We start from the raw sequence: 20,400 nt of genomic DNA on the forward strand, positions 1-20,400 counted from the left end.
CACTTGGAGAGCAATTGTGAAATTTAGACTTACGAGTATTGCTACTGCGATAATTTTAAGCCCTGCTGCGTTCGCTGCTGATATGGAAGATATTGAAAGACTAACGGTTGAAGGTAAATACCTTTCAGTAAATCAGTCAAATTCAATTAAAAGCCCAACGCCAATCATAGATGTGCCACAAAGCTTGTCGATTATGACGGCGGAAGAAATTACGGCTCGTGGTATTACTAGCGTGGGCCAAATTATCGATTACACGCCAGGTGTGAATACTTCTCAAGGTGAAGGTCACCGCGATTCCGTTGTATTTCGCGGTGTGCGTTCAACGGCTGACTTCTACTTAGACGGCAACCGCGACGACGTTCAATACTACCGTGCGCTTTACAATGTAGAGCAAGTTGAAATTCTTCGTGGTCCAAACGCACTCTTATTTGGCCGAGGTGGTACAGGCGGTATTTTAAACCGCGTATCTAAGAAAGCGAAAACGGGTGAGAAGTTTGTAAACTACAATGTATCTGCCAACACCTTTGGCGCATACAACCTTCAGTTGGATACAAACGTAGATACGGGCGACAAGTCAGCCCTTCGCATTAACGCAATGTACGAGAGCCTAGATAACCACCGCGACTTTTTCTATGGCGATCGCTACGGCTTTAACCCTACCGCGCGCTTTGAAGTAAGCGATGACACTACTGTTGACGTATCTTATGAATACATCGATCACGAGCGTTTTATTGACCGCGGTGTGCCAACGGCTAATGGTGAGCCAGTTGAAGCGTTTGAAGAGATTGTATTTGGCGACCCAGACAACAACTATCAGACATTAGGCGCAGATGTATTTCGTGCCAATGTACAACATACGTTCTCTGACAACCTAAAAGGTAACTTTAACGCGTTTTACGGTGACTACGACAAAGTTTACTCAAACTTTTACGCCGCGGCTTATGACGCCGACGCTGAAGTAGTAACCCTTGACGGTTATGTAGATACTACGCAGCGTGAAAACCTTATCTTGTCTTCAAACTTAGTAGGCGAGTTTGCAACGGGCGGCATTGAGCATACGGTTATCTTTGGTGGTGAGGTTATTAATACCAAGTCGAATCAAGACCGCTATAACCCAGAATTCGATTCTCGTGTAGGTGCTAATGACCCTGAAGGTACGCTGCGAAACGATCAGGAGATGTTTAATGTTTCTCGTCCTCTTAATTTTAGAGGACTGAGCGGTGTAAACAGTGCAGGTAATGCAGTTACTGCTACATTCTATAATGGTGAGGACAACACATTAAACGATGACACCCATGTAGACTTGGACGTTTACTCTTTCTACGTGCAAGACGAAATTGCACTATCAGAAAACTTCGACCTAGTGCTAGGTGCGCGCTTCGATAGTTTCGATATTGAGGTGTTTAACGTTAAAGCAGCTGAAACGCGCAGCAGAAAAGACGAAGAAGTATCACCGCGTGCGGGCCTTGTTTATAAGCCGCAAGAGAATATCTCTATCTATGCAAGCTACAGCGAGTCATTCCTACCACGCAGTGGCGAGCAGTATGCGAATATCAACGGTGATGCAGACGCACTTGACCCAGATACTTTCACTAACCAAGAAATTGGTATTAAGTGGGACTTCAGTGACAGCATGAGCTTTACCGCCGCTATCTTTGAAAATGAGCAAACGTCACTTGATAACGACCCTAACGATGCAGAAAGCTTTGTAGAAGTTGACTCAGACGTATCGGGTTTTGAGCTTCAGCTTCAAGGTTATATCACTGATAAGTGGTACGTTACTGCTAACTACAGCAACCTTGATGGCGAAAGTGCAAGCGGTGTGGAGCTTCGTGAGCTACCTGAAAACACCATGTCAGTATGGACAACTTATGAAGTGAATGAAGTATTTGGCTTCGGCATTGGCGCAACATACCAAGACGAAAGTAAGGTATCGACAAGTGCTACGTCACCTGTACTGCCAAGCTATACCCGTGTTGACGCATCTGCGTACTACACACTTAGCGACAAGACACGTCTTCAGCTAAACGTAGAAAACTTAACTGATACGCTTTACTTCCCTAATGCGCATTCCACGCATCAGGTAACAGTAGGTGCGCCCATTAATGCCCGCTTATCACTGATTGGTTCTTTCTAAATAAAGCCTTAGCAATGAGTGATTAATAAAAAGCCATTCGCGAAAGCAAATGGCTTTTTTACTTTAGGGGGCGGAAATAAACCCTCTTAAAGGCCGAGAGTATTTACAGGGACTACCAATTTTCCTTCACACTATATAAATCAGCCAATCAGCCAATCAGCCAATCAGCCAATCAGCCAATCAGCCAATCAGCCAATCAGCCAATCAGCCAATCAGCCAATCAGCCAATCAGCCAATCAGCCAATCAGCAATCCACCTAGCATACCGGCAATGTTAACCTTGCTTGGCAAAGTTGATAAGTGTCTGTCCACCGAAACGTCTACCTAGCATTCCGGCAATGTTAATCTCACTTGGTAAAGTCGATAAGTGTCTGTCCACCGATACGTTACCCTTGTTTTGCGAAGTCGATAAGTGTCTGTCCATCCATGCGGTAGCCTAGCCATTCACTTTTGGGTTTAGCGCCGAGTGATTCATAAAAGTCGATAGCGGGCTTGTTCCAATCTAATACGCTCCATTCAAAGCGGCCGCAGTCGTTATCTACCGCTGTTTTGGCTAAATGTTGTAACAGTGCTTTTCCAGCACCTAAACCACGTGACGCTGGCGATACATACAAGTCTTCTAAATAAAGCCCGTTGCGCCCTTGCCACGTAGAGTAATTAAAGAAGTAAACGGCGAAGCCAATAGCAGCATTGTTATGTTCGCAAATCACACAGTGGGCTGTTGCGCCCTCGCCAAATAGTGTTTTATGAAGGTCATCTTCCGATGCTTCGACTTCGTGTTCTGCTTTTTCGTATATCGCAAGCTCTAAAACGAATTGGCGAATTTGCGAGGTATCGTCAGGTGTTGCAGGTCTAATTGAAATTGCTTGGCTCATTTTATTTTCCTTTCAAAACCATGAAAAAATGAGCCTAATAAGGCTCATTTTCTTTAGCGTTACTTGTGTATATAACACGTATTGTTTAAGTGTACTTTATCCCGTTAGGTGTTTCTCAAAACGTTAATCGCTGGCCCCACTTGATGCAGGCGAATAGTCAGGGGTCGCACTATTATCAACATTACGATTATCAGACTTTCTTCGCACGATTTTGTTTTTGATGAACGAGAACGGCCCACGTAAATCAAGCAGTATCAGGTACAAGCATGGTACCAAAATAAGCGTGACAAGGGTGGCATAAAGCACCGCAAAGCCCAATGCCGCGGCCATGGGTACAACGAATGCTGCCTGTAAGCTGGTTTCGAACATTATTGGCAATACGCCTACAAACGTAGTGATAGAGGTGAGAGTGATTGCTCTAAAGCGGGCAGTACCTGCTTCGGTAACCGCTTCTTTAATGCTGTACCCTTGAGCGCGGCGCTGATTTACAAAATCAGTCATTACCAGCGAGTCGTTTATCACAACACCCGCAGCAGCAATAAGGCCAAAGTTCGACATCATAGATAAGTCTAGCCCTAGTACAAAGTGACCAAACACTGCTCCCGTAAAGCTAAATGGGATCACCGACATAATAATTAACGGCTGCCCATAACTTTTGAGCGGCACGGCGAGTAGGATATACACCATGATCATCGCGGCTAAGAAAAACAGAATTTGCTCGTTTTGCTGGGCTTGCTGCTCTTCAATATCCCCACCTAACTCGGTCATTACCGATGGGAATAACTCTTTAAGCTGAGGCAGAAGTTTATCCTGAATTTCAGTCACCACTTCATTCGGCTCAACTTTTTCCTCATCAATGTTGCCCCAAATGTATACGCTGCGGTAGCCACCTTCGCGGCGAATGTAGCTAATGCCGGGTTTTTCTTCTAGGGCTACCACGTCACCTAGCATAACTTCTTGTCCGCTTGGCGTAGTGATAAGTGAGTATTTTAAGTCTGCAAAACGCTCACGAGTAAGCTCAGGGTAACGCACCATTACTTTCACTTCTTCGCCATTACGGATGACGCGCTGTGCTTCGCCACCGTAGAAGCCTGCACCCACTTGAGATGCGATATTCGAAAGCGTGAGGCCTAAGTCGTAAGCCACCGGAAGTAATGTCATCTGCACTTCTTTGCTTGGCGGGTCGATAGTAGAGCTTACATCGAACAGGCCTTCTTGCTGCTGAAGCATTTCAATAAACTTAAGACCTGCGGCGTTAAGGGTGTCGATATCAGGGCCGAAAAGTAGATAGCCAAACTCACCATCATCACCATCGCCGTTCACATCGTCAATCACGGTAAAAGACTTCATGCCGGTGATTTCAGGAATGGCTTCGCGCCAGCGACGCGCTAGTTCGAAGGTGTCAATAGGGCGGTCTTCTTCATTAACTAGCGGCGTTAATATACGCCCTTCGGTTCTGTCTTCATTAAACGCAAGGCGGTCTCGAATCATACCTTGGCCAAACTCATCAATAATTTGTTCTTCTACGTCTAAAATGGTCTGCTCAACTATTTTAAGCGCGTTGATGGTAGTCATGTCTGAAACGTTTTCATTCATCTCTATTTTTACGCTGGGGAAGTCGTGAGGCACTTTGGGGTTTGGCACCATACGTACATAGTTTGCGCCTATAAGCCCGAGGCTTAGCATAAACATTGCTACAAACATCATCAGCACTGCCCAGCGCCACTCAATAGCTTTGGTAACGGTGCGTTTATAAGGGCCGTTTACAAATGCAAAGAAGCGTTTATTAAAGCGAGCACGCCAGCTGTCTTGCTTTACCGGAGAAAATTTAGTGTGAGCGAGGTGAGCGGGCAGGATAAGCTTCGACTCAATTAAACTAAATACCAAGCACAAGATAACTACCACAGCGATGTTATAGAAAAATGCACCTTCTGGCCCGCTGCTTAACGTAAATGGGGCGAATACAGCAATGGTGGTTAATACCCCAAATGTAGCAGGGGTCGCTACGCGCTTAGCACCGCGAACAACGTTATCTACCCCGCCGCCTTTGCTTTCAATTTCAGTATAAGCACTTTCGCCAATTACGATAGCGTCGTCTACTACAATACCCAGCACCATAATGAACGCAAAGAGCGATAGAATGTTAATGCTGACGCCAAAGACGGGCATTAGCATCATTGCACCTAGGAAGCAGACGGGGAGGCCAACCATTACCCATACTGCCAATCTGAATCGCAAAAACAGGGTTAGCATAAGTGCCACTAAAATCGACCCCTGAATGAGGTTTGACAGCATCATGTCTAGGCGCGCATTTAGGTAGTAGGTCATATCGACCAGTACCTGTAAACTTATACCCTGAGGCAAGGTTTCGTTTTTCTGATCAATATAGGCTTTTACCGTCTCTGCAACGGGAATGGTATTTTGCGTTTTTGTGGCTTTCACTGCGATGTAGATAGCGTTCATGCCATTGTATTTGAAGTAACGCTCACCCTCTTCAAAACCATCATTGATGTAGGCTACATCGCCTAACGTAACCTTTGCACCGCCAGCACCAATTTTAATTGGAATTTGCTTAAACTCATCACCGCTGTAGTATTGGTTTTCTACACGAACAGAGACGATGCCCGAGTTTGTTCTTAATTGACCCGCCGAGATATTCGCCGAGTAGCTGTTAATGGCTTGGGTAATATCACCAATCGTTAGCCCGTACTTTCTAAGCGTATCGGGTTTAACTTCAACAGCAATCTCATCATCTGGCGTACTAGCCTCAACAAGGGAAATAGAGCCTAACTGTAAAAGTTCATCTTCAACTTCTTTTGCGAGAACTTTTAACTCGGAAAGCGGTAAGTCGCCCACTAGGGGCATTTCAATAACTTGCTGTTGAAACTCAACTTGCGATACGTTTACTGGCTCCATGCCAGCGGGGAAAGTGGCAATGCTGTCTACGCGAAGCTTTACCTTATCTAGCACGTCAGTAAGCTCGGCCTTGGTGTCGATTTCTAACGTTACAGCGCCGCCACCTCTAAATGCACGAGAGACTGTGCGCTTTATTTCAGTAATATCTTTAACCGCTTCCTCCACTTTAATGAAAATACTTTCTTCAATTTCTTGTGGCGAGGCGCCCGGGTACGTTGCTTCTATAGTGATATAGTTTATTTCGATGTTGGGGAACATCTGGCGCTGAATAGTGAAGTAGCTCGCTATACCCATGATAATAATAAAGAACATGAGAAGGTTCGCCGCTACAGAATTTCGAGCAAACCAAGCAATGATGCCGCTTTGCGTGTTGTTTTGGTTATTCATGACAGCTCCTTAGTTAGCGCTTGCTGTCACAAGGTCGGTAGTGGTCTCAATCACCTTCACGGGCATCCCGTTTTGCGGGTACTCTGGAAGGCTCATTACAACCTTATTCGCGTTAAAGTCTCCCTGAATTAAAAAGTCGCCATTTTCTTCACGAACCACGGTAACTTTTTGTGACGTTAACCTATCTTCGTCATCCAGTGTCCATAAAAGACGATTGGTAATTAGCTCTTGAGGTACGCGGTACACGTCACTTAACGTTTTACCTTCAAACGCAATGGTGCTGTAAGAACCAAACTTTATAATTGGCTTAGATGAGTTGATGGCATAAGGGTCTTCAATTCGCGCGACGAAATAGCTCATACGCGTATTGTTGTCTATAACCCCTGTATCTCTGTGAATAGTGCCTTTAACCGTAGCACCTTGAATGTCATCAACTTCAATAGCGATTTCACTGCCAATGGTGTTGTCAGCAAGAAAAACGCGGTCAAAGCCAGCCACGGGGAAGGTTACTTCTGCGTACTCAATGTTATTAATTACGGCAACGGGCGTACCTTGAGTAACATAGTCACCGGTACTAATACCCCTTGAAACAACTAACGCGTCATAAGGGGCTTTAACTTTGCAGTTTTCAAGATCCCGTTTCGCTATTTTAAGCTGGGCTTGTGCCGACTTTAGCGCTGCTTTCGCACTCATTACTTGAGGCTTACGAAGGTATAGGTCAGTGACGCGAGCATTGGGCATGGTTTTCGCTTCTCGCGCCGCAACGTCGGCCTGTGCTTGCTCTTGAATAAGCTGCGCTTCAGCGCTGGCAAGGTTTGCCTCGGCCATTAATAGCGCAGCTTCATAAGCATCGGCTTCTATTTCAAAAAGTGTTTCACCTCGCCTTACTAAACCACCGCTGACAAATTTGGGGTTCCATTGTTGAACCTCTCCCGATACCTGCGCTGCGAGGTTAGTGGTTTCTAAAGGCGTGATTTCACCGTAAGAGGTTAACTGCACCCGAACATCTTCAGGGACTAACGCCTCAATAGTTACTGTGGGGCGAGTGTCAACATCTTCGGTAATTACTGAGTCAGAGGCAGAGGCTTCGATTCCTTTCATCCCAATATAGCCTACTATCAAAACACCAATAGGTAGTGCAAACTTCATCCATTTCATAGCCAAATCTACTTAATATCGAAAACTGCTTATAGTGTAGCGCTAAAGTGTTTCAGTAATACAGCGCAAATGTAACTAAACGTGAGTCAATTTTGTGTAAATTACATTTTCTTGCAGAGTTAAAATTATTCGCGTTGATAACTAATAAAGATTTAGCGACAAGGAAGTGTAGAGGCGGCGCAAACATGGTTTCGGCCGTGGTCTTTTGCATGGTATAACGCCTTATCGGCAAGGCGGATAGCACTTGATATGTCAATGTTCGGCGTTACTTCGCATACACCAAAGCTGCTTGTAATATAGATTTCATTGCCATTGATATTGAGAGGGGCGTTATTTAAGGTCGCTCTTATTTGTTCTAATGCTTTTACCGCGCCAGCTTCATCCGTATCGTTAAAGATGAACATAAACTCTTCACCGCCCCAGCGGGCCAAGACGTCTTGACCCCGCGAGCGGGTTTTGAAAATGTTAGATATTTGCCTTAATACCTCATCACCTTGCTCGTGTCCGAGGGAGTCATTAATACTCTTAAATCTGTCTATATCAGCAATGGCTATAGAAAAATGACGCTTATTACGTTGCATTCTGGCATATTCGCGTTCAAGACACTGCTGTGCTCCACGGCGATTTAAAAGTTGAGTAAGGTGGTCGTGTTTGGCTTGGCGTTCAAACTGCTCACTTAAGTAAAGTGCGGTGTCGTAACTTTTTTGTCTGCTGTATTCGTAAAACGCTGACAGGAACGTAACTGTAGCAAATGAATAGAGTAGGCGCGTTTTAAACGCATAGCTATAGTTGGCCACAAAATCGGCCTCGTTGAACCCAAATAGCACGATTGTGCACGCGATAGTATAGGCGACAAGCGCGAGCAACCCTCGAATAAAACCGGCAAAAAACATAGTGACAGGGGGGACAAGGTATATCCAAAGCGGGCCCGTATTATCTTTGCCCCCAGTTATCACTAGTAGAAGCGTGAGAGCCATCAGGCAAAAAATTAATAGCGTAATAGACCAGGTGCGCGCCTTTGCAGTAGCAACGCGCACCTGTAAACGCTGCGAAAGAGCAAATATTACACTGGCGCTAAAAAGAATAGTCGATAGGAAGTACTCGCCGTCAATAAAAGCACGAGAGCCAAGCAAAAACGTAATAGACATCCCCACCGCTGCAAACAGGTTAACAACCATAATGCGGCGGTTGGTTTCATCTTTGTAGCGGCGGTTTACGCCACTTAATACGTATTGCTTTATCGGCCCAAGCATAATTAACCGGCGGAGACAGCTGCTTTTGATATATCAACAGCGAGCTTTTCAATAGCATCTCGCATTGCTTTAACGCTTGAAGAAAAGCCGTCGTTAGCTAAAGGGGAGGTAAACACGAACGAATGTGGCGTATTTTCACCTGATGCGCTCGTTATGACAAACTGCCCCGAAAATACAACTTCACCTTCATAGGTGCTAACAAAGTCGTCTATGTGCAGCGTCATATGAACAGACTCTTCGCTGGCGTAATGATCGGGGCGAACAAGCGAAACACGTTTTACTGCCAGTGCACCTGTTAGCGACTTGGTCAAGCCTTCATCGACAGGCTCCGCCCATAAGTGGCTGGTAGATATGTGGAGGTTAGTGTCACTAGTTTGGTATACCAACCCTCTGTGCTTCAAATATTCAGGGAGGGTTATCTTGTCTAAAACGATAGTCTGTTTAGCATCCCCCTGTATATACGACACATCACCAGTTGCGTGAAGAAGGTAGTACGTTAACCCCGTTGGTGCGCTGCTACACGCGGATAAAAAACAAAATAAGAAAGCTAAGGTGCTGATGTAGATGGTTTTACGTTTTGTAAAAGAAGAAGTAGCCTTAAACTGCATCATCATAACATTCGATCCTTTCATCCCTGTTCGTGGATGTTCCAATAATAATACTTCGCAGCGTGGTGGGATTTTCTCAAAACTAAAATATAGCGTATATGCTCAATTAGTAGAAAAAAGCTATTCATTATTCACGCCAACCTAAACAAGTAATATTTAGGTTGGCGGGTAGTACCTGGCGTTTAATTCTTAGCTTTGGGTTGAATTTCTGACTCGCTGCCCTGTGAAAAAATTAAACTATTAGGCGACTGATTTAATTTCAAGAGTAACGGCTGCATGTTGCGCATGGTTTCTTGCAGTGCATCTACGGTCTCTTTTATTTCCGACTGATTAAAGCCACCTTCGCTGTAATTTTTGAGTAAACCATCAAGGCTTACCAATACCTGATTAAGGTTGCTATTTAATGCTTTAGCGTCAATGTCACCAATCAGCACGTCAAAATCGTCACTTGCCGTTTCTACCGATTCAGCCGCAAGGCGCATGTCATCAACGGCTAGTTGCACGTTCTCTACCATTTCTTTAAGTGGTAGCTGGTTTATTTTATCTAGAATGGCGTCGGCTTTTTGCGTTAGCTGGGTAAACTCATTACTTACGGTTGGAATAACTTCATAACCATTAATGACTTCAATTTTGCCACTGCCGTCGGCGTCGGGTACGTGTTGTAAATCAACATACAAACCACCAGTTAGAATATTACCCATGCGTAACGAGGCCCTAAGATCTCGGTGAAGCCAGTTTCTTATGGTTTGTTTTATTGCGCTTAGCCCTTCATCCGTATCCGGTTGTCGCGCTTTACCCGGGTAGATGTTAATATGGACTGGAATAGGGTAGTCGCGCTCAAGAATATTTCCTTCAACGGCGGGAAAGGAATTAATTGCCGTTACATTACCAATTTCAATTCCTCTATACTCTACAGGCGCGCCAACCGTAAGGCCGCGAACACTTTCGTCAATTAGCAGCAAGTATTCCGCCGCCACCTTATATCGTGCGTCAGACGCGGAAGTGCTGTCGCCATAAATAGTAAAAAACGCATTATCGAGCACTTGCTCGCCTTTCGGGACGCCTTCGGGAATGCCAAAGGTAATGCCATTGGCTAATAAGGTTTCTAAGCTGCCTGTTTCAACACTGACACCGTTAGACTCAAGCAGCAGTTTAACGCCACTGACATCCCAAAAGCGCGTCGTGTTAGTAATGAGCTTGTGATAAGGGGCTTCAATAAATGCGTCGTAATACACCACGCGCTCTTCAATGTTGAAGGTCGCGTCTTCAAATTCGCCTACCTTAAAGCCTTTATAAATAATGGGGTCGCCGGGTTTATAGGCAAACTCGTCGTCACTTTTTAGCATAACGTGTAGACCAGGTGTCCCAGGCGGTGTTACAGGCGGGCGCTCAAGGGCGGTAAAGTGCAGTTTCTCCTTTCCCTTATCGTTCGCTGACATCGCAATATAGCTACCCGATAACAGCGTATTAAGCCCAGAGACTTCCGAGAAACTAATTCGCGGAGCAACGACCCAAAATTTCGCATTTTCGTTAAGCAAATGGGCTGCGCTGGCATCGATTCTGGCAGTAACAAGTACTCCGTCTAAATCGGGCTTAAGGGTTATTTTTTTAACTTGCCCCACATCTAAGTCACGCACTTTGATCGGCGTTTTATTGATTTCAATGCCCGCAGCGGAGTGAAGTTCAATGGTGATAAGCGGGCCTTGATTTTTCCACTGGTAATACACCATCCAACCACCAATCACGATAACAAGGATGGGGATAATCCATATGCGGGAAATAGATGAAGTTGGTTTGACCTTCGCTTCGTTTACATTGGGGTCATTTGCGGTCATGGTAATTGCTTCCACTGCTGCCAAATTAGCCTCGAATCAAAAGTCATCGCGGCTATCATTGTTACAAATACAACGGCACAAAAGGCAAGTGCCGCTTGGCCTGGATAAATAGACATGGTGTTACCCATCTGAATTAGTGAAACAAGCACGGCAACGACGAAAACGTCAATCATTGACCAGCGCCCAATTGCCTCTGTAATTCGGTAGTAACGTATACGCAATTGCTTGGATGTGGTTTTTTCTCTTTGAACAGAAAAGTTTAGCCAAGCGAGAATTATGATTTTTGCCACCGGTACAATAACACTAGCCACGAGAATAATAATTGCCACTGGGTATGAGCCAGACTCCCACAGCGAGATAACACCACCGATAATCGTATTCGGTGTTTCTCGACCAAAAAATTCAGTATACATTATGGGAAGTAGGTTAGCAGGGATATATAAGATACAGGCCGTAATAAGCAGTGCCCACGTGCGCTGTATGCTCACTTTTGCCTGTACTTCGCTTAAGGGTTTAGGTTGTGGTGGCGCACCTTGGCTTAACCACATTGCATAGCGCGTGGGGTCAAATTGGGATATACATAAAGCGGTGAATGCAGAAAAGCCAATAAAGGCATAAAAAGACAGACCAATAGAAACATCGGCTAACTCTGTGATTTTAATGAGACTGACTAATGTGCCTACCAGAAAGATTTCGGCCATGCTCCATGGTAGAAGCGCTTTTACCAGTGTAAACAATCTAGGAAGATAAAAAGGCCGGCGTCCTTGCAATTGAGCTAAACATAAAAGCACTAAACCAGCCAATACCATGCCGGGCAATAAAAGCGTAGCTAGGCTAGTTATTATCGCAAGCGATAGGTAGTCGTGTTCAATCAGTACTGTGATGCCAGTAGGTAAGTCGATACTATGTTTTTGCCCACTTGCTTTAAAGGTAAGGAAATTAAAAGGCAGTGAAAGAAGTAAAAAAATCAATGCGCTGAATGACAATGCCAATAGCTTTTCACTGGCGCCGTCGCGGTGAGATATGAGCGTATGGTTACATACAGGGCAAACAGCCCGTTGCCTGTGCGCTAGGGCAGGTATGTTCACCTTGGTATGGCATTGCTCACAAACTATAGATAACGTATTAGATTCAGCCATAAGGTTTTGCGCGCTACTTTTAGTTTGCTAAAAAGCAGCCAATAGATATAACCTGTTGATTTTTTAGAATCAACAGAATAGCGCATTGCGAGCACGTCGGGAAGTAAAGCCAGTCGTATTTAGAAATATAACAATAATTATTGACGATGAAATGATGCAAGTAACTAACGAGATTCGCAGTGTGTATGAAAAGATAAAGAAGCCGGTAAGGCGCTTACTTCAGAAAAGACGTATTGGTTTTTTGCGCTTTTGGCTGAGCATCACGTTCGCCCAGCGTTGCTATTTTTTGGCAACCAGCATGCTTGTGTTACAACTATTTTTGACTATCGAAAGTAGCCTGTTTGAAGCGATTATGTTTGGTTTTGCCCTTGCAGGCATTATCAGCGAAGTCTGGCCAAAGTTTATGACGCTATGGAACAGTTTACCTGGTAAAGCGGTGATCTTGTTCATCTATGCAATTATCGCGAACTTTGCGCTTGCCTCTGCTAGCGGCCTGGTTAACAGCATAACTGGCGTTTCTGCAAGCGCCTTACCCTATAGCCACAATTTCGCGCTTATACTCATGGTGCCCAGTTGGTTCTTTGTTACCACGTTGATGGCGCTCGTTGGCGGCATGCTGTTAATTTTTGCTTACTTGTTTTTCTTATTGCTGCTAAAGCCCTTCGGCGTGCAGCGGCTTTGGCATCAACAGGGCTACCGTTATGTATTATCCACCGCCATAGCGCGCTTTGTATGGACACTGGGCGTGTCGCTGCAACTTGGCGTATTGGCAGGGCAGGTGGGGCTACTTTCTGAATTTAGCAGTGACAGCGCCAACGCGTTAATAACTATAGAAGAAGCCGAAACAGTTAACCTTAATGAAGGCGAAGCACAACAACCTAATAAGGAAACGGAAGAGGTTTCTGAGTTAGAAAAAGATTTAACAACGATTTTAACCAACGCAAAGCAAAAAAGTATCAGCTACAAAGCCACACAACGCCAGGCGTTAGCCAGCTTTATCTATGAGTATGAAGCAGACTCACGTTCACGTTGCGCGCACCCTGCGGGGACGCGTGTGATTGAGTTAAATGACTATGAAATTTTGCAAATTGAAAAAACATCAGATAACGATGAGGGCTTTGTTTACTCGGTTGAGCCGTGCCGCTCCGCTGCGATTGGTTTAAGCAATACGTCTTCCGTAGTTCCAAATGGATATTGATAATTCAAGGTGCACCACCCAATACGCTTTTACGCCTGCCGCCGTTGTATTTAAAGCTGCCATGAAAATTCTGTTGCTTCTTCTGACACGGCCCAAAGCTTTGTTAGTACTTTTTTGTCTACAGCAAAGTCCTCTAACTTACATTCTCCTACTGGGCCGCCGAAGTTCATCAGTCCTGTTGGTCCATAGTAGGCAAGCTGCTTAAGGTTTTCTTCCGTCGCACAAATGACTTCGGGGTATGCGCCTTTTTCAGCAGACTGGGCTAAGCCAATTTTCACCATAAAGGTCCACGATATACGGGTTAAAAAGCTAGCACTTTCTCGTTTAAGGGTGGTGTTAGACGCTCCGGGGTGACACACAAACACCTTTACTTGCTTGTTATGTGCTTTTACTTTGTCTTGAAGCTCGTATGCAAACATCATCTTTGCTAACTTACTTTGGCTATATACCGTATGAGTTTCTGAATTAAAGCACATAAGCGATAGAGAAATAAAAAAGCTCGCGACAGCAAACTGTAGCGAGCTTTCATTTCATTAGTGCAACTACACTGCTTAGAAGCTAGCGTTACCTGGTGTACGTGGGAATGGGATCACGTCACGTACGTTTTGCATGCCGGTTACGTATGCAACAAGACGTTCGAAACCTAGACCGAAACCTGAGTGAGGCACAGTGCCGTAGCGGCGTAGGTCGCGATACCATGCGTAGTCTTCTTTCGATAGTCCCATTTCTTCAAGACGAGCGTCGAATACATCTAAACGTTCTTCACGCTGTGAACCACCGATAATTTCGCCGATGCCTGGCGCTAGAACGTCCATTGCTGCAACGGTTTTGCCGTCGTCGTTAATGCGCATGTAGAAGGCTTTAATATCCTTCGGATAGTTCTGCATGATGATTGGTGCACCAACATGCTCTTCGGCAAGGTAACGCTCATGCTCAGAAGACAAATCAATACCCCATTCAACAGGGAATTCGAATTTCTTGCCGCAATTTTGAAGAATTTCAATAGCGTCAGTGTAATCCATGCGAACAAAGTCAGAGCTAACGAGCTTTTCTAAACGCTCAACCGCATCTTTCTTAATGCGCTGGGCGAAGAATGCCATATCATCAGGTAACTCTTCTAGCACCGCTTTACACACATACTTCAACATGTCTTCAGCAAGCTGCGCGACATCTTTCAATTCAGCAAAAGCCACTTCAGGCTCGATCATCCAGAATTCTGCAAGGTGGCGAGACGTATTTGAGTTTTCAGCGCGGAACGTTGGCCCAAAGGTATAAACCTTAGACATAGCCGTACAGTATGTTTCAACGTTAAGCTGACCCGATACCGTTAGGTAGGTTTCTTTACCGAAGAAATCTTCTGAGTAATCAACGTTGCCTTTGTCGTCTAGCGGAAGGTTCATCATATCAAGTGTTGATACGCGGAACATTTCACCCGCGCCTTCTGTATCGCTAGCCGTTAAAATTGGGGTAGAGATCCAGTAGTAGCCTTTTTCATGGAAAAAGCGGTGAATGGCCTGTGATAAACAGTTACGCACTCGTGTAACCGCACCGATAACATTAGTGCGAGGGCGCAAATGTGCGTATTCACGAAGGTATTCAATACTGTGGCGCTTTGCTGCCATAGGATAGGTGTCTGGATTTTCCACCAAACCGACGATGTCTACCTCGGTAGCATCAATTTCTAGTGCTTGCCCTTGGCCTTGCGATTCTTTTACTGTACCGGTTACCGATAATGAACAACCTGCAGTAAGGCGCTGGATATCGGCATAATTTGACAGAGAATTTAGTGCAATAACTTGTACAGGATCGAAGCAACTACCATCGTGTAGTGCAATAAATGATAACCCCGCTTTAGAGTCGCGGCGTGTTCTTACCCAACCCTTTACGGTTACCGATTCGCCTACGGCGTACTTACCTTTAAGTACGTCAACTACGGGCGCATGCGTCATGTTAATTTCTCCGTCTTACTGATCTTATGTTGTCGCTCGTTTAACATCGAGTTCGACCACACAGTGCATTAAACTATGATTGAAAATGTGCACTTGAATTTGCTTTATGGTCAATGTTTTGGATTGTTATGCCGATAAGTATTTACAATCGGTAAGCCGCTTGTTGAAGTTTATAAAAAACGCTTCAAGCGAATTACATGTCGCCAGCTATGTGAATGAAAGGATTTACCGATCGCTACCTGCTATGGCGATGTAATAATAAACAATGAAATACAATCCAATAGCACGCTAGTATACCCAACCTTATGCGGGATGCCAGAGAACAGAGTGACAAATGGGAAATAAAAATGATTTGGGCACGTCAGTGGACAGCCAGCAGCAAACTCAGAGCACTGCGCAACGCGCTTCGCCTTCCTCTGACAGTAGCAATACCGAGAGGCGCGCTATGACTTACGAGCAACTAGCAGAGCGCCGTTCAACGCCGCGTTCTAAAACGCCTTTCTACAAGGTCATGCTGGGCCTTAATATCTTTGGTTGGGTTGGCATGGTTGTGGTGCTAATACTGTTTCATTACGCGAGGCCAGACTTTATTAGCGGCGTTCAGCAGTACTGGGGAATTGAGGGGGATGCATCTTGGTCTCAAAGCCATTTGTCGGCCATGACCATTATGTTGCAGGTATGCTTAATAGTTAGCTTAATCAGTATTGTCATGCGCGCAAGAAGAAACCGCCGACGTACTGATAGCTTTGGCGCTAATCTCATTATCTTGTTTGCTATTGCCGCGATAAGTTTAATTACCTTGGCCACAACATTAGGGCTATAGCTTCAAACTGTGTAAAGCATTCGAGGGGGGGAGTTTGATAATCGAGGCTTGGCGGGTAAGGCAAGCCTCGACAGGCATTTCTTAAATACTGGGCTAATACGTGTCTTTGATAAAACGAATACGCCTAAATGAACGCGGCCTGCACTAGCCAGTAGGTATAGGCAACATAAGCGAGCACAAATGCGCCCCCTTCAAAGCGATTCAAGCGGCCTTGGCGTTTAATTCCGATACAGAAAATAAACAGCGCCACCGTTGATGCAAACATCACCATAGCGTCGCGATAAAGAAATTCCGCGCCCACTGTCATAGGCTGAATAGTACCTGCAATACCTACAACGGTAAGAGTATTAAACATATTAGAGCCGATAACATTACCGATGGCTAAATCGTGTTCGCCTTTTTTAACTGCCATGAGGGAAGACGCTAGTTCTGGTAGCGAGGTACCGATAGCAATAACGGTAAGCCCGATAATGGTGTCACTTACGCCGAAAAAGGTGGCGACTTCAACTGCACCCCATACCAGCATACGAGAACTGGCCACAAGCAAAAGTAAGCCTGCTATTAACCACATTACGTGTGTCTTGACCGTACCTTCATTGCTGTTAATTTCTTCATCGTACTCGTCGGCGAGCGCATCTTTACCACCCTTCATGCCGTGGTAAATGCTCCACGACAGCAACAAAACGAACAGGCCTAAAAGAGAAAATGCATCATCTTTAGAAACCTGTAAATCCCACACTTGCCATACGGCGAAAAACGTAATGCCTAACAATACGGGCAGTTCTTTTTTAATAATCTCTGATTTCACCGCAATAGGACTTATAACGGCAGTTAAGCCGAGTATTAGGAGAATATTGGCAATATTCGAACCATAGGCATTACCTAAGGCAATACCTGAATTACCTTGAATGGCAGCAAAAATTGAAACAATGATTTCAGGGGCAGACGTACCAAAACCAATAATGAGCATACCGATTAAAAGGGGAGAAACGCCGAAATGGTTAGCAACAGATGCGGCACCACCTACAAATTTTCCTGCACTCCAAAGTAGAACCGGTAATCCGATCAAAATAGCCAGGCTGGCTAATAACATACGTACTCCTCAAACCATTTGTGTCTTCTTGCCTACCTTTATGTATAGGCAAAATTAATAAACAAAAGCCTTATCAATAGATTTAATTGTACATCAATTTTTGTTGTCTTAACGACGAAAAAAAGCCGTCCTGAATATGCTATGCAAAACAGAAGTTAAGCGTAAACTCAGCGCCACGTAAACGGTGTATGTTAATTGAACAAATACACATCTAATTGTAACTAACCCCACTCTATTTAGAAGCGATATAAATGCACAATACATTGATTGTTACCGATGATGTTACGCCTTTTGGTAACACCGCTTTAACCGTGCTGACTTTCCAAGATTACCTTGCTGAGTTTCCAAAGCTAAACGAACCGAAAATCCGTGTCATCAATATTTGCGACACCACTCGCTATTTAAGCGAGGGCTACTACTGCTCACTTTTAGCACAGGCTCGTAATCACTCTGTGCTGCCGTCGGTAAATACCATTAACGATTTGCGCATGGCCGAAGAGAACAGCATTGATAGGATCGTTTTTTCACTGTCGGTACAGCAAGATGCGGCTGAAATTACCCACGACCCCTTGTTTGTACTATTTGGTGAAGTGGAGGATCAGCGTTTTAAACGTTTATCTCGTCAAGCGTTTGAAAAGTATCCGTACCCAGCTTTGGTTTTAACTCCGACGGTTACTGATATCAAAGTATCGCCTAAAGCGACGGGTAAAGTGCAAATTGAAGGTTTTGCAAGCGTCCAAGCTAAAGCGTTTAAAGACTTAAGCATAACGCAACAGACCCGCTTCATTACACAGTTAAAAGCGCACACCCAAATTCAGTGGAGAACGGGTAAAACAAGTAAACGAACCCGTTGGGAAATGGCCATTCTTGTCAACCCTGAAGAAACCACACCTCCTAGTGATGAACGTGCCATAAAAAACTTCGTAAAAGCCGCTGAAAAAGCAGGGTTTCACGCTGATGTGGTAAGTCGGTTATCGCAAGAAGAGTTAGGCCACTACGATGCACTTTTTATCCGAGAAACGACAGCGATTGATCATCACACATATCGTCTAGCGCGGGCCGCTGAACGCGAAGGCATTGTAGTAATGGATGACACGCAATCTATTTTGCGCTGCTGTAACAAAGTATATTTACAAGATGCCTTTGCGTACCAAAAGGTACCGGCACCAAAAGCAACCTTTGTAGCAAGCGCCAACGATGACGTATGTGACGAGCTCATTGCTGACTTTGGTTTGCCTTTGGTATTAAAGCTACCGGAAAGCTCGTTTTCACGAGGCGTTCATAAGGCAGAAACTAAAGACGCGTTAAAAACACGGCTTAAGCAAATGTTGGCTGAGTCTGCATTGGTTTTGGTTCAGGAATACATTTTTACAGAGTTTGATTGGCGAATAGGCGTGTTGGGTGGAAAGCCTATTTATGCCTGCCAGTATTTTATGGTGCGCAATCATTGGCAAATTTATAACCACCACGGGGATAGATTTTCTTCTGGCGGTTTTACCACTATGCCTACTTTCGAAGTGCCTAAACCTGTATTGCAAGCCGCGATAAAAGCAGCGAAAGCAGTAGGTGACGGCTTGTATGGCGTAGACATAAAACAGGTAGGTAATGCCGTTTACGTTATTGAAGTGAATGATAACCCCAGCATTGACGCAGGCGTTGAAGATAAATATTTAGGCAAAGTGCTGTATGAACTTATTATGCAGGAATTTGCAAACAGGTTGGAGCAAAGAGGGCGATGAGTACACCGGCTGAGCGGGTGAATGAGACGAAAAAGGACAATGCGTTTAGTCGTAAGGGTGGGGTGTTGGTAACACAATCAGCTCATGAGCTTATAGCGGGGCACGAAAATACAAACTTGCGTGATTTGCAGGCCGACATAACGCTGCGAATAGCCACGGTACAGGATATCGACTGCTTACACTATATTGAGAAAACGTGCTTCACGACCGATAGGTTAAGCAAAAGTCGCTTTAAATTTTATATTAATGCACCGCATGCTGAGCTTATCGTGGCGCAGCGGTCAACTGAAGAAAAGGCCAATGATAAGCGAAACGAAGGTGAACGGGGAAGCTGTTTGCCTACTTCCAGCATCTTAGGGTACGGGTTATTGCTGCTACGCAGAGGAACACAGCTTACGCGTTTGTACTCTGTAGCAGTGCTTCCACAAGCAAGAGGATTGGGCATTGCTGAAAAGTTAATAAATGGCTTGGGGGAGCGGGCGCTACAGCGGGGAAAGCGATTTATGCGTCTGGAAGTGGCAGTGAGTAATACTGGCGCTATTGCTCTTTATAACAAATTAGGGTTTAGCCAGTTCGGCATGTATACCGATTACTACCAAGATCACAGCGATGCGATACGTATGCAAAAACTATTGGCGTCGAGTAAATCAACACAAACGGATATTTACCCTTGGTATCAGCAAACCACTGATTTTACTTGCGGCCCGTCGGCGCTAATGATGGCAATGTGTGCGTTAGATAATCGCTTCAACATGACGCAGGAGAAAGAACTGTCGCTGTGGCGCACTGCGACTACCATTTTTATGATGGCAGGTCATGGCGGTTGCCACCCCATTGGTTTGGCGTTAGCCGCTGTTAGCGAGGGGTTCACTGCTCAAGTAATCATTAATCAAAATATACCGTTATTCGTTGACGGTGTTCGCGATACAAATAAAAAAGCCATTGTCGAAAAAGTGGAGTCTCAATTCCTAACGCAAGCGCAGGAAAAGGGTATCCCTGTTGAGATATCAGACTGGCATACAGATATTGTTGACCAAGCACTGCAAGCTGGCGGCGCAGTGTTGTGTTTAATCAGTACCTATGCATTTGATAAAAAGAAGGTCCCTCACTGGGTCGCGATCACGAGTTGTGATGTGCACTGCTATTATCTGCACGACCCTGATGCAAGTGAGGGCCAGCCAATTGAGTATCAGCACATTCCGGTTGCTCGCGAAGATTTTCTAAGGCTTTCCAGCTATGGCACGCGTAAAGTAAGAACATTAGTACTCCTTAATAATAAAAAATAATTTGT

At 44.9% G+C, this 20,400-nt stretch carries 15 protein-coding genes; 5 read left to right on the top strand and 10 right to left on the bottom strand.

The features are described from left to right. The first annotated feature begins 16 nt into the window (after nt 1–16). Complete coding sequence (locus ACX5J7_RS12065) at nt 17–2,137, top strand: TonB-dependent receptor (protein ID WP_498707283.1); 2,121 nt, start codon at nt 17–19, stop codon at nt 2,135–2,137. 385 nt (nt 2,138–2,522) lie between these two features. Here the strand turns inward: ACX5J7_RS12065 and ACX5J7_RS12070 are convergent, their stop codons facing one another. The 7 genes from ACX5J7_RS12070 to ACX5J7_RS12100 all read right to left on the bottom strand — a co-directional run bounded on the left by ACX5J7_RS12070 (nt 2,523) and on the right by ACX5J7_RS12100 (nt 12,307). After that, nucleotides 2,523–3,011, bottom strand: a complete 489-nt coding sequence (locus tag ACX5J7_RS12070; protein WP_348681440.1) for a GNAT family N-acetyltransferase — start codon at nt 3,009–3,011, stop codon at nt 2,523–2,525. 123 nt (nt 3,012–3,134) lie between these two features. Further along, nucleotides 3,135–6,314: an efflux RND transporter permease subunit gene (locus tag ACX5J7_RS12075; protein ID WP_348681439.1), complete on the bottom strand. Its 3,180-nt coding sequence runs from the start codon at nt 6,312–6,314 to the stop codon at nt 3,135–3,137. A 9-nt stretch (nt 6,315–6,323) separates the two neighbouring features. Then, nucleotides 6,324–7,472 carry an efflux RND transporter periplasmic adaptor subunit gene (locus ACX5J7_RS12080; protein WP_348681438.1) on the bottom strand — a complete coding sequence of 383 codons (1,149 nt, stop codon included), beginning with the start codon at nt 7,470–7,472 and terminating at the stop codon, nt 6,324–6,326. 152 nt (nt 7,473–7,624) lie between these two features. After that, nucleotides 7,625–8,725 (bottom strand): sensor domain-containing diguanylate cyclase, encoded by a 1,101-nt coding sequence (locus tag ACX5J7_RS12085; RefSeq protein ID WP_024016011.1) that lies wholly within the window; start codon nt 8,723–8,725, stop codon nt 7,625–7,627. 2 nt (nt 8,726–8,727) lie between these two features. Next, complete coding sequence (locus ACX5J7_RS12090; RefSeq protein WP_015066725.1) at nt 8,728–9,339, bottom strand: PqiC family protein; 612 nt, start codon at nt 9,337–9,339, stop codon at nt 8,728–8,730. Nucleotides 9,340–9,515: 176 nt separating this feature from the next. After that, nucleotides 9,516–11,168 carry an intermembrane transport protein PqiB gene (pqiB, locus tag ACX5J7_RS12095; RefSeq protein ID WP_015066726.1) on the bottom strand — a complete coding sequence of 551 codons (1,653 nt, stop codon included), beginning with the start codon at nt 11,166–11,168 and terminating at the stop codon, nt 9,516–9,518. After that, entirely contained in the window at nt 11,165–12,307 is a 1,143-nt protein-coding gene (locus tag ACX5J7_RS12100; protein ID WP_015066727.1) for a paraquat-inducible protein A, read from the bottom strand. The genes pqiB and ACX5J7_RS12100 overlap by 4 nt, the downstream gene beginning before the upstream one ends. Nucleotides 12,308–12,458: 151 nt before the next feature. On the opposite strand from ACX5J7_RS12100, the gene ACX5J7_RS12105 reads away from it, so the two are divergent. Further along, nucleotides 12,459–13,505, top strand: coding sequence for a hypothetical protein (locus tag ACX5J7_RS12105; protein WP_232363027.1), 1,047 nt, complete (start codon nt 12,459–12,461; stop codon nt 13,503–13,505). Between the two features lie 50 nt (nt 13,506–13,555). Here ACX5J7_RS12105 and ACX5J7_RS12110 read toward each other — a convergent pair whose 3' ends face one another. Then, nucleotides 13,556–13,927 carry an SDR family NAD(P)-dependent oxidoreductase gene (locus ACX5J7_RS12110; RefSeq protein WP_015066729.1) on the bottom strand — a complete coding sequence of 124 codons (372 nt, stop codon included), beginning with the start codon at nt 13,925–13,927 and terminating at the stop codon, nt 13,556–13,558. 129 nt (nt 13,928–14,056) lie between these two features. Beyond that, entirely contained in the window at nt 14,057–15,454 is a 1,398-nt protein-coding gene (asnS, locus tag ACX5J7_RS12115; RefSeq protein WP_071958878.1) for an asparagine--tRNA ligase, read from the bottom strand. 334 nt (nt 15,455–15,788) lie between these two features. Here asnS and ACX5J7_RS12120 point away from each other — a divergent pair, with 334 nt between their 5' ends. Further along, on the top strand, nt 15,789–16,277 hold the full coding sequence (locus tag ACX5J7_RS12120; protein WP_023559606.1) for a hypothetical protein: 489 nt from the start codon (nt 15,789–15,791) through the stop codon (nt 16,275–16,277). Between the two features lie 124 nt (nt 16,278–16,401). Here the strand turns inward: ACX5J7_RS12120 and ACX5J7_RS12125 are convergent, their stop codons facing one another. After that, nucleotides 16,402–17,370 carry a calcium/sodium antiporter gene (locus tag ACX5J7_RS12125; protein WP_015066732.1) on the bottom strand — a complete coding sequence of 323 codons (969 nt, stop codon included), beginning with the start codon at nt 17,368–17,370 and terminating at the stop codon, nt 16,402–16,404. Nucleotides 17,371–17,621: 251 nt separating this feature from the next. Here ACX5J7_RS12125 and ACX5J7_RS12130 point away from each other — a divergent pair, with 251 nt between their 5' ends. Then, complete coding sequence (locus ACX5J7_RS12130; protein ID WP_278385264.1) at nt 17,622–19,109, top strand: RimK family ATP-grasp domain-containing protein; 1,488 nt, start codon at nt 17,622–17,624, stop codon at nt 19,107–19,109. Next, on the top strand, nt 19,106–20,395 hold the full coding sequence (locus ACX5J7_RS12135) for a GNAT family N-acetyltransferase/peptidase C39 family protein (protein WP_278385265.1): 1,290 nt from the start codon (nt 19,106–19,108) through the stop codon (nt 20,393–20,395). The genes ACX5J7_RS12130 and ACX5J7_RS12135 overlap by 4 nt, the downstream gene beginning before the upstream one ends. Nucleotides 20,396–20,400 lie beyond the last annotated feature (5 nt).

The organism is Alteromonas infernus (genome assembly GCF_902705815.1).

What these genes read in the sequence shown, in the direction of transcription:
- ACX5J7_RS12110 (WP_015066729.1), bottom strand. Translation starts at nt 13,927, where the DNA reads ATGATGTTTGCATACGAGCTTCAAGACAAAGTAAAAGCACATAACAAG.
- asnS (WP_071958878.1), bottom strand. Translation starts at nt 15,454, where the DNA reads ATGACGCATGCGCCCGTAGTTGACGTACTTAAAGGTAAGTACGCCGTA.
- ACX5J7_RS12135 (WP_278385265.1), top strand. Translation starts at nt 19,106, where the DNA reads ATGAGTACACCGGCTGAGCGGGTGAATGAGACGAAAAAGGACAATGCG.
- pqiB (WP_015066726.1), bottom strand. Translation starts at nt 11,168, where the DNA reads ATGACCGCAAATGACCCCAATGTAAACGAAGCGAAGGTCAAACCAACT.
- ACX5J7_RS12080 (WP_348681438.1), bottom strand. Translation starts at nt 7,472, where the DNA reads ATGAAATGGATGAAGTTTGCACTACCTATTGGTGTTTTGATAGTAGGC.
- ACX5J7_RS12130 (WP_278385264.1), top strand. Translation starts at nt 17,622, where the DNA reads ATGCACAATACATTGATTGTTACCGATGATGTTACGCCTTTTGGTAAC.
- ACX5J7_RS12085 (WP_024016011.1), bottom strand. Translation starts at nt 8,725, where the DNA reads ATGCTTGGGCCGATAAAGCAATACGTATTAAGTGGCGTAAACCGCCGC.
- ACX5J7_RS12090 (WP_015066725.1), bottom strand. Translation starts at nt 9,339, where the DNA reads ATGATGATGCAGTTTAAGGCTACTTCTTCTTTTACAAAACGTAAAACC.
- ACX5J7_RS12105 (WP_232363027.1), top strand. Translation starts at nt 12,459, where the DNA reads ATGATGCAAGTAACTAACGAGATTCGCAGTGTGTATGAAAAGATAAAG.
- ACX5J7_RS12070 (WP_348681440.1), bottom strand. Translation starts at nt 3,011, where the DNA reads ATGAGCCAAGCAATTTCAATTAGACCTGCAACACCTGACGATACCTCG.
- ACX5J7_RS12100 (WP_015066727.1), bottom strand. Translation starts at nt 12,307, where the DNA reads ATGGCTGAATCTAATACGTTATCTATAGTTTGTGAGCAATGCCATACC.
- ACX5J7_RS12075 (WP_348681439.1), bottom strand. Translation starts at nt 6,314, where the DNA reads ATGAATAACCAAAACAACACGCAAAGCGGCATCATTGCTTGGTTTGCT.
- ACX5J7_RS12125 (WP_015066732.1), bottom strand. Translation starts at nt 17,370, where the DNA reads ATGTTATTAGCCAGCCTGGCTATTTTGATCGGATTACCGGTTCTACTT.
- ACX5J7_RS12120 (WP_023559606.1), top strand. Translation starts at nt 15,789, where the DNA reads ATGGGAAATAAAAATGATTTGGGCACGTCAGTGGACAGCCAGCAGCAA.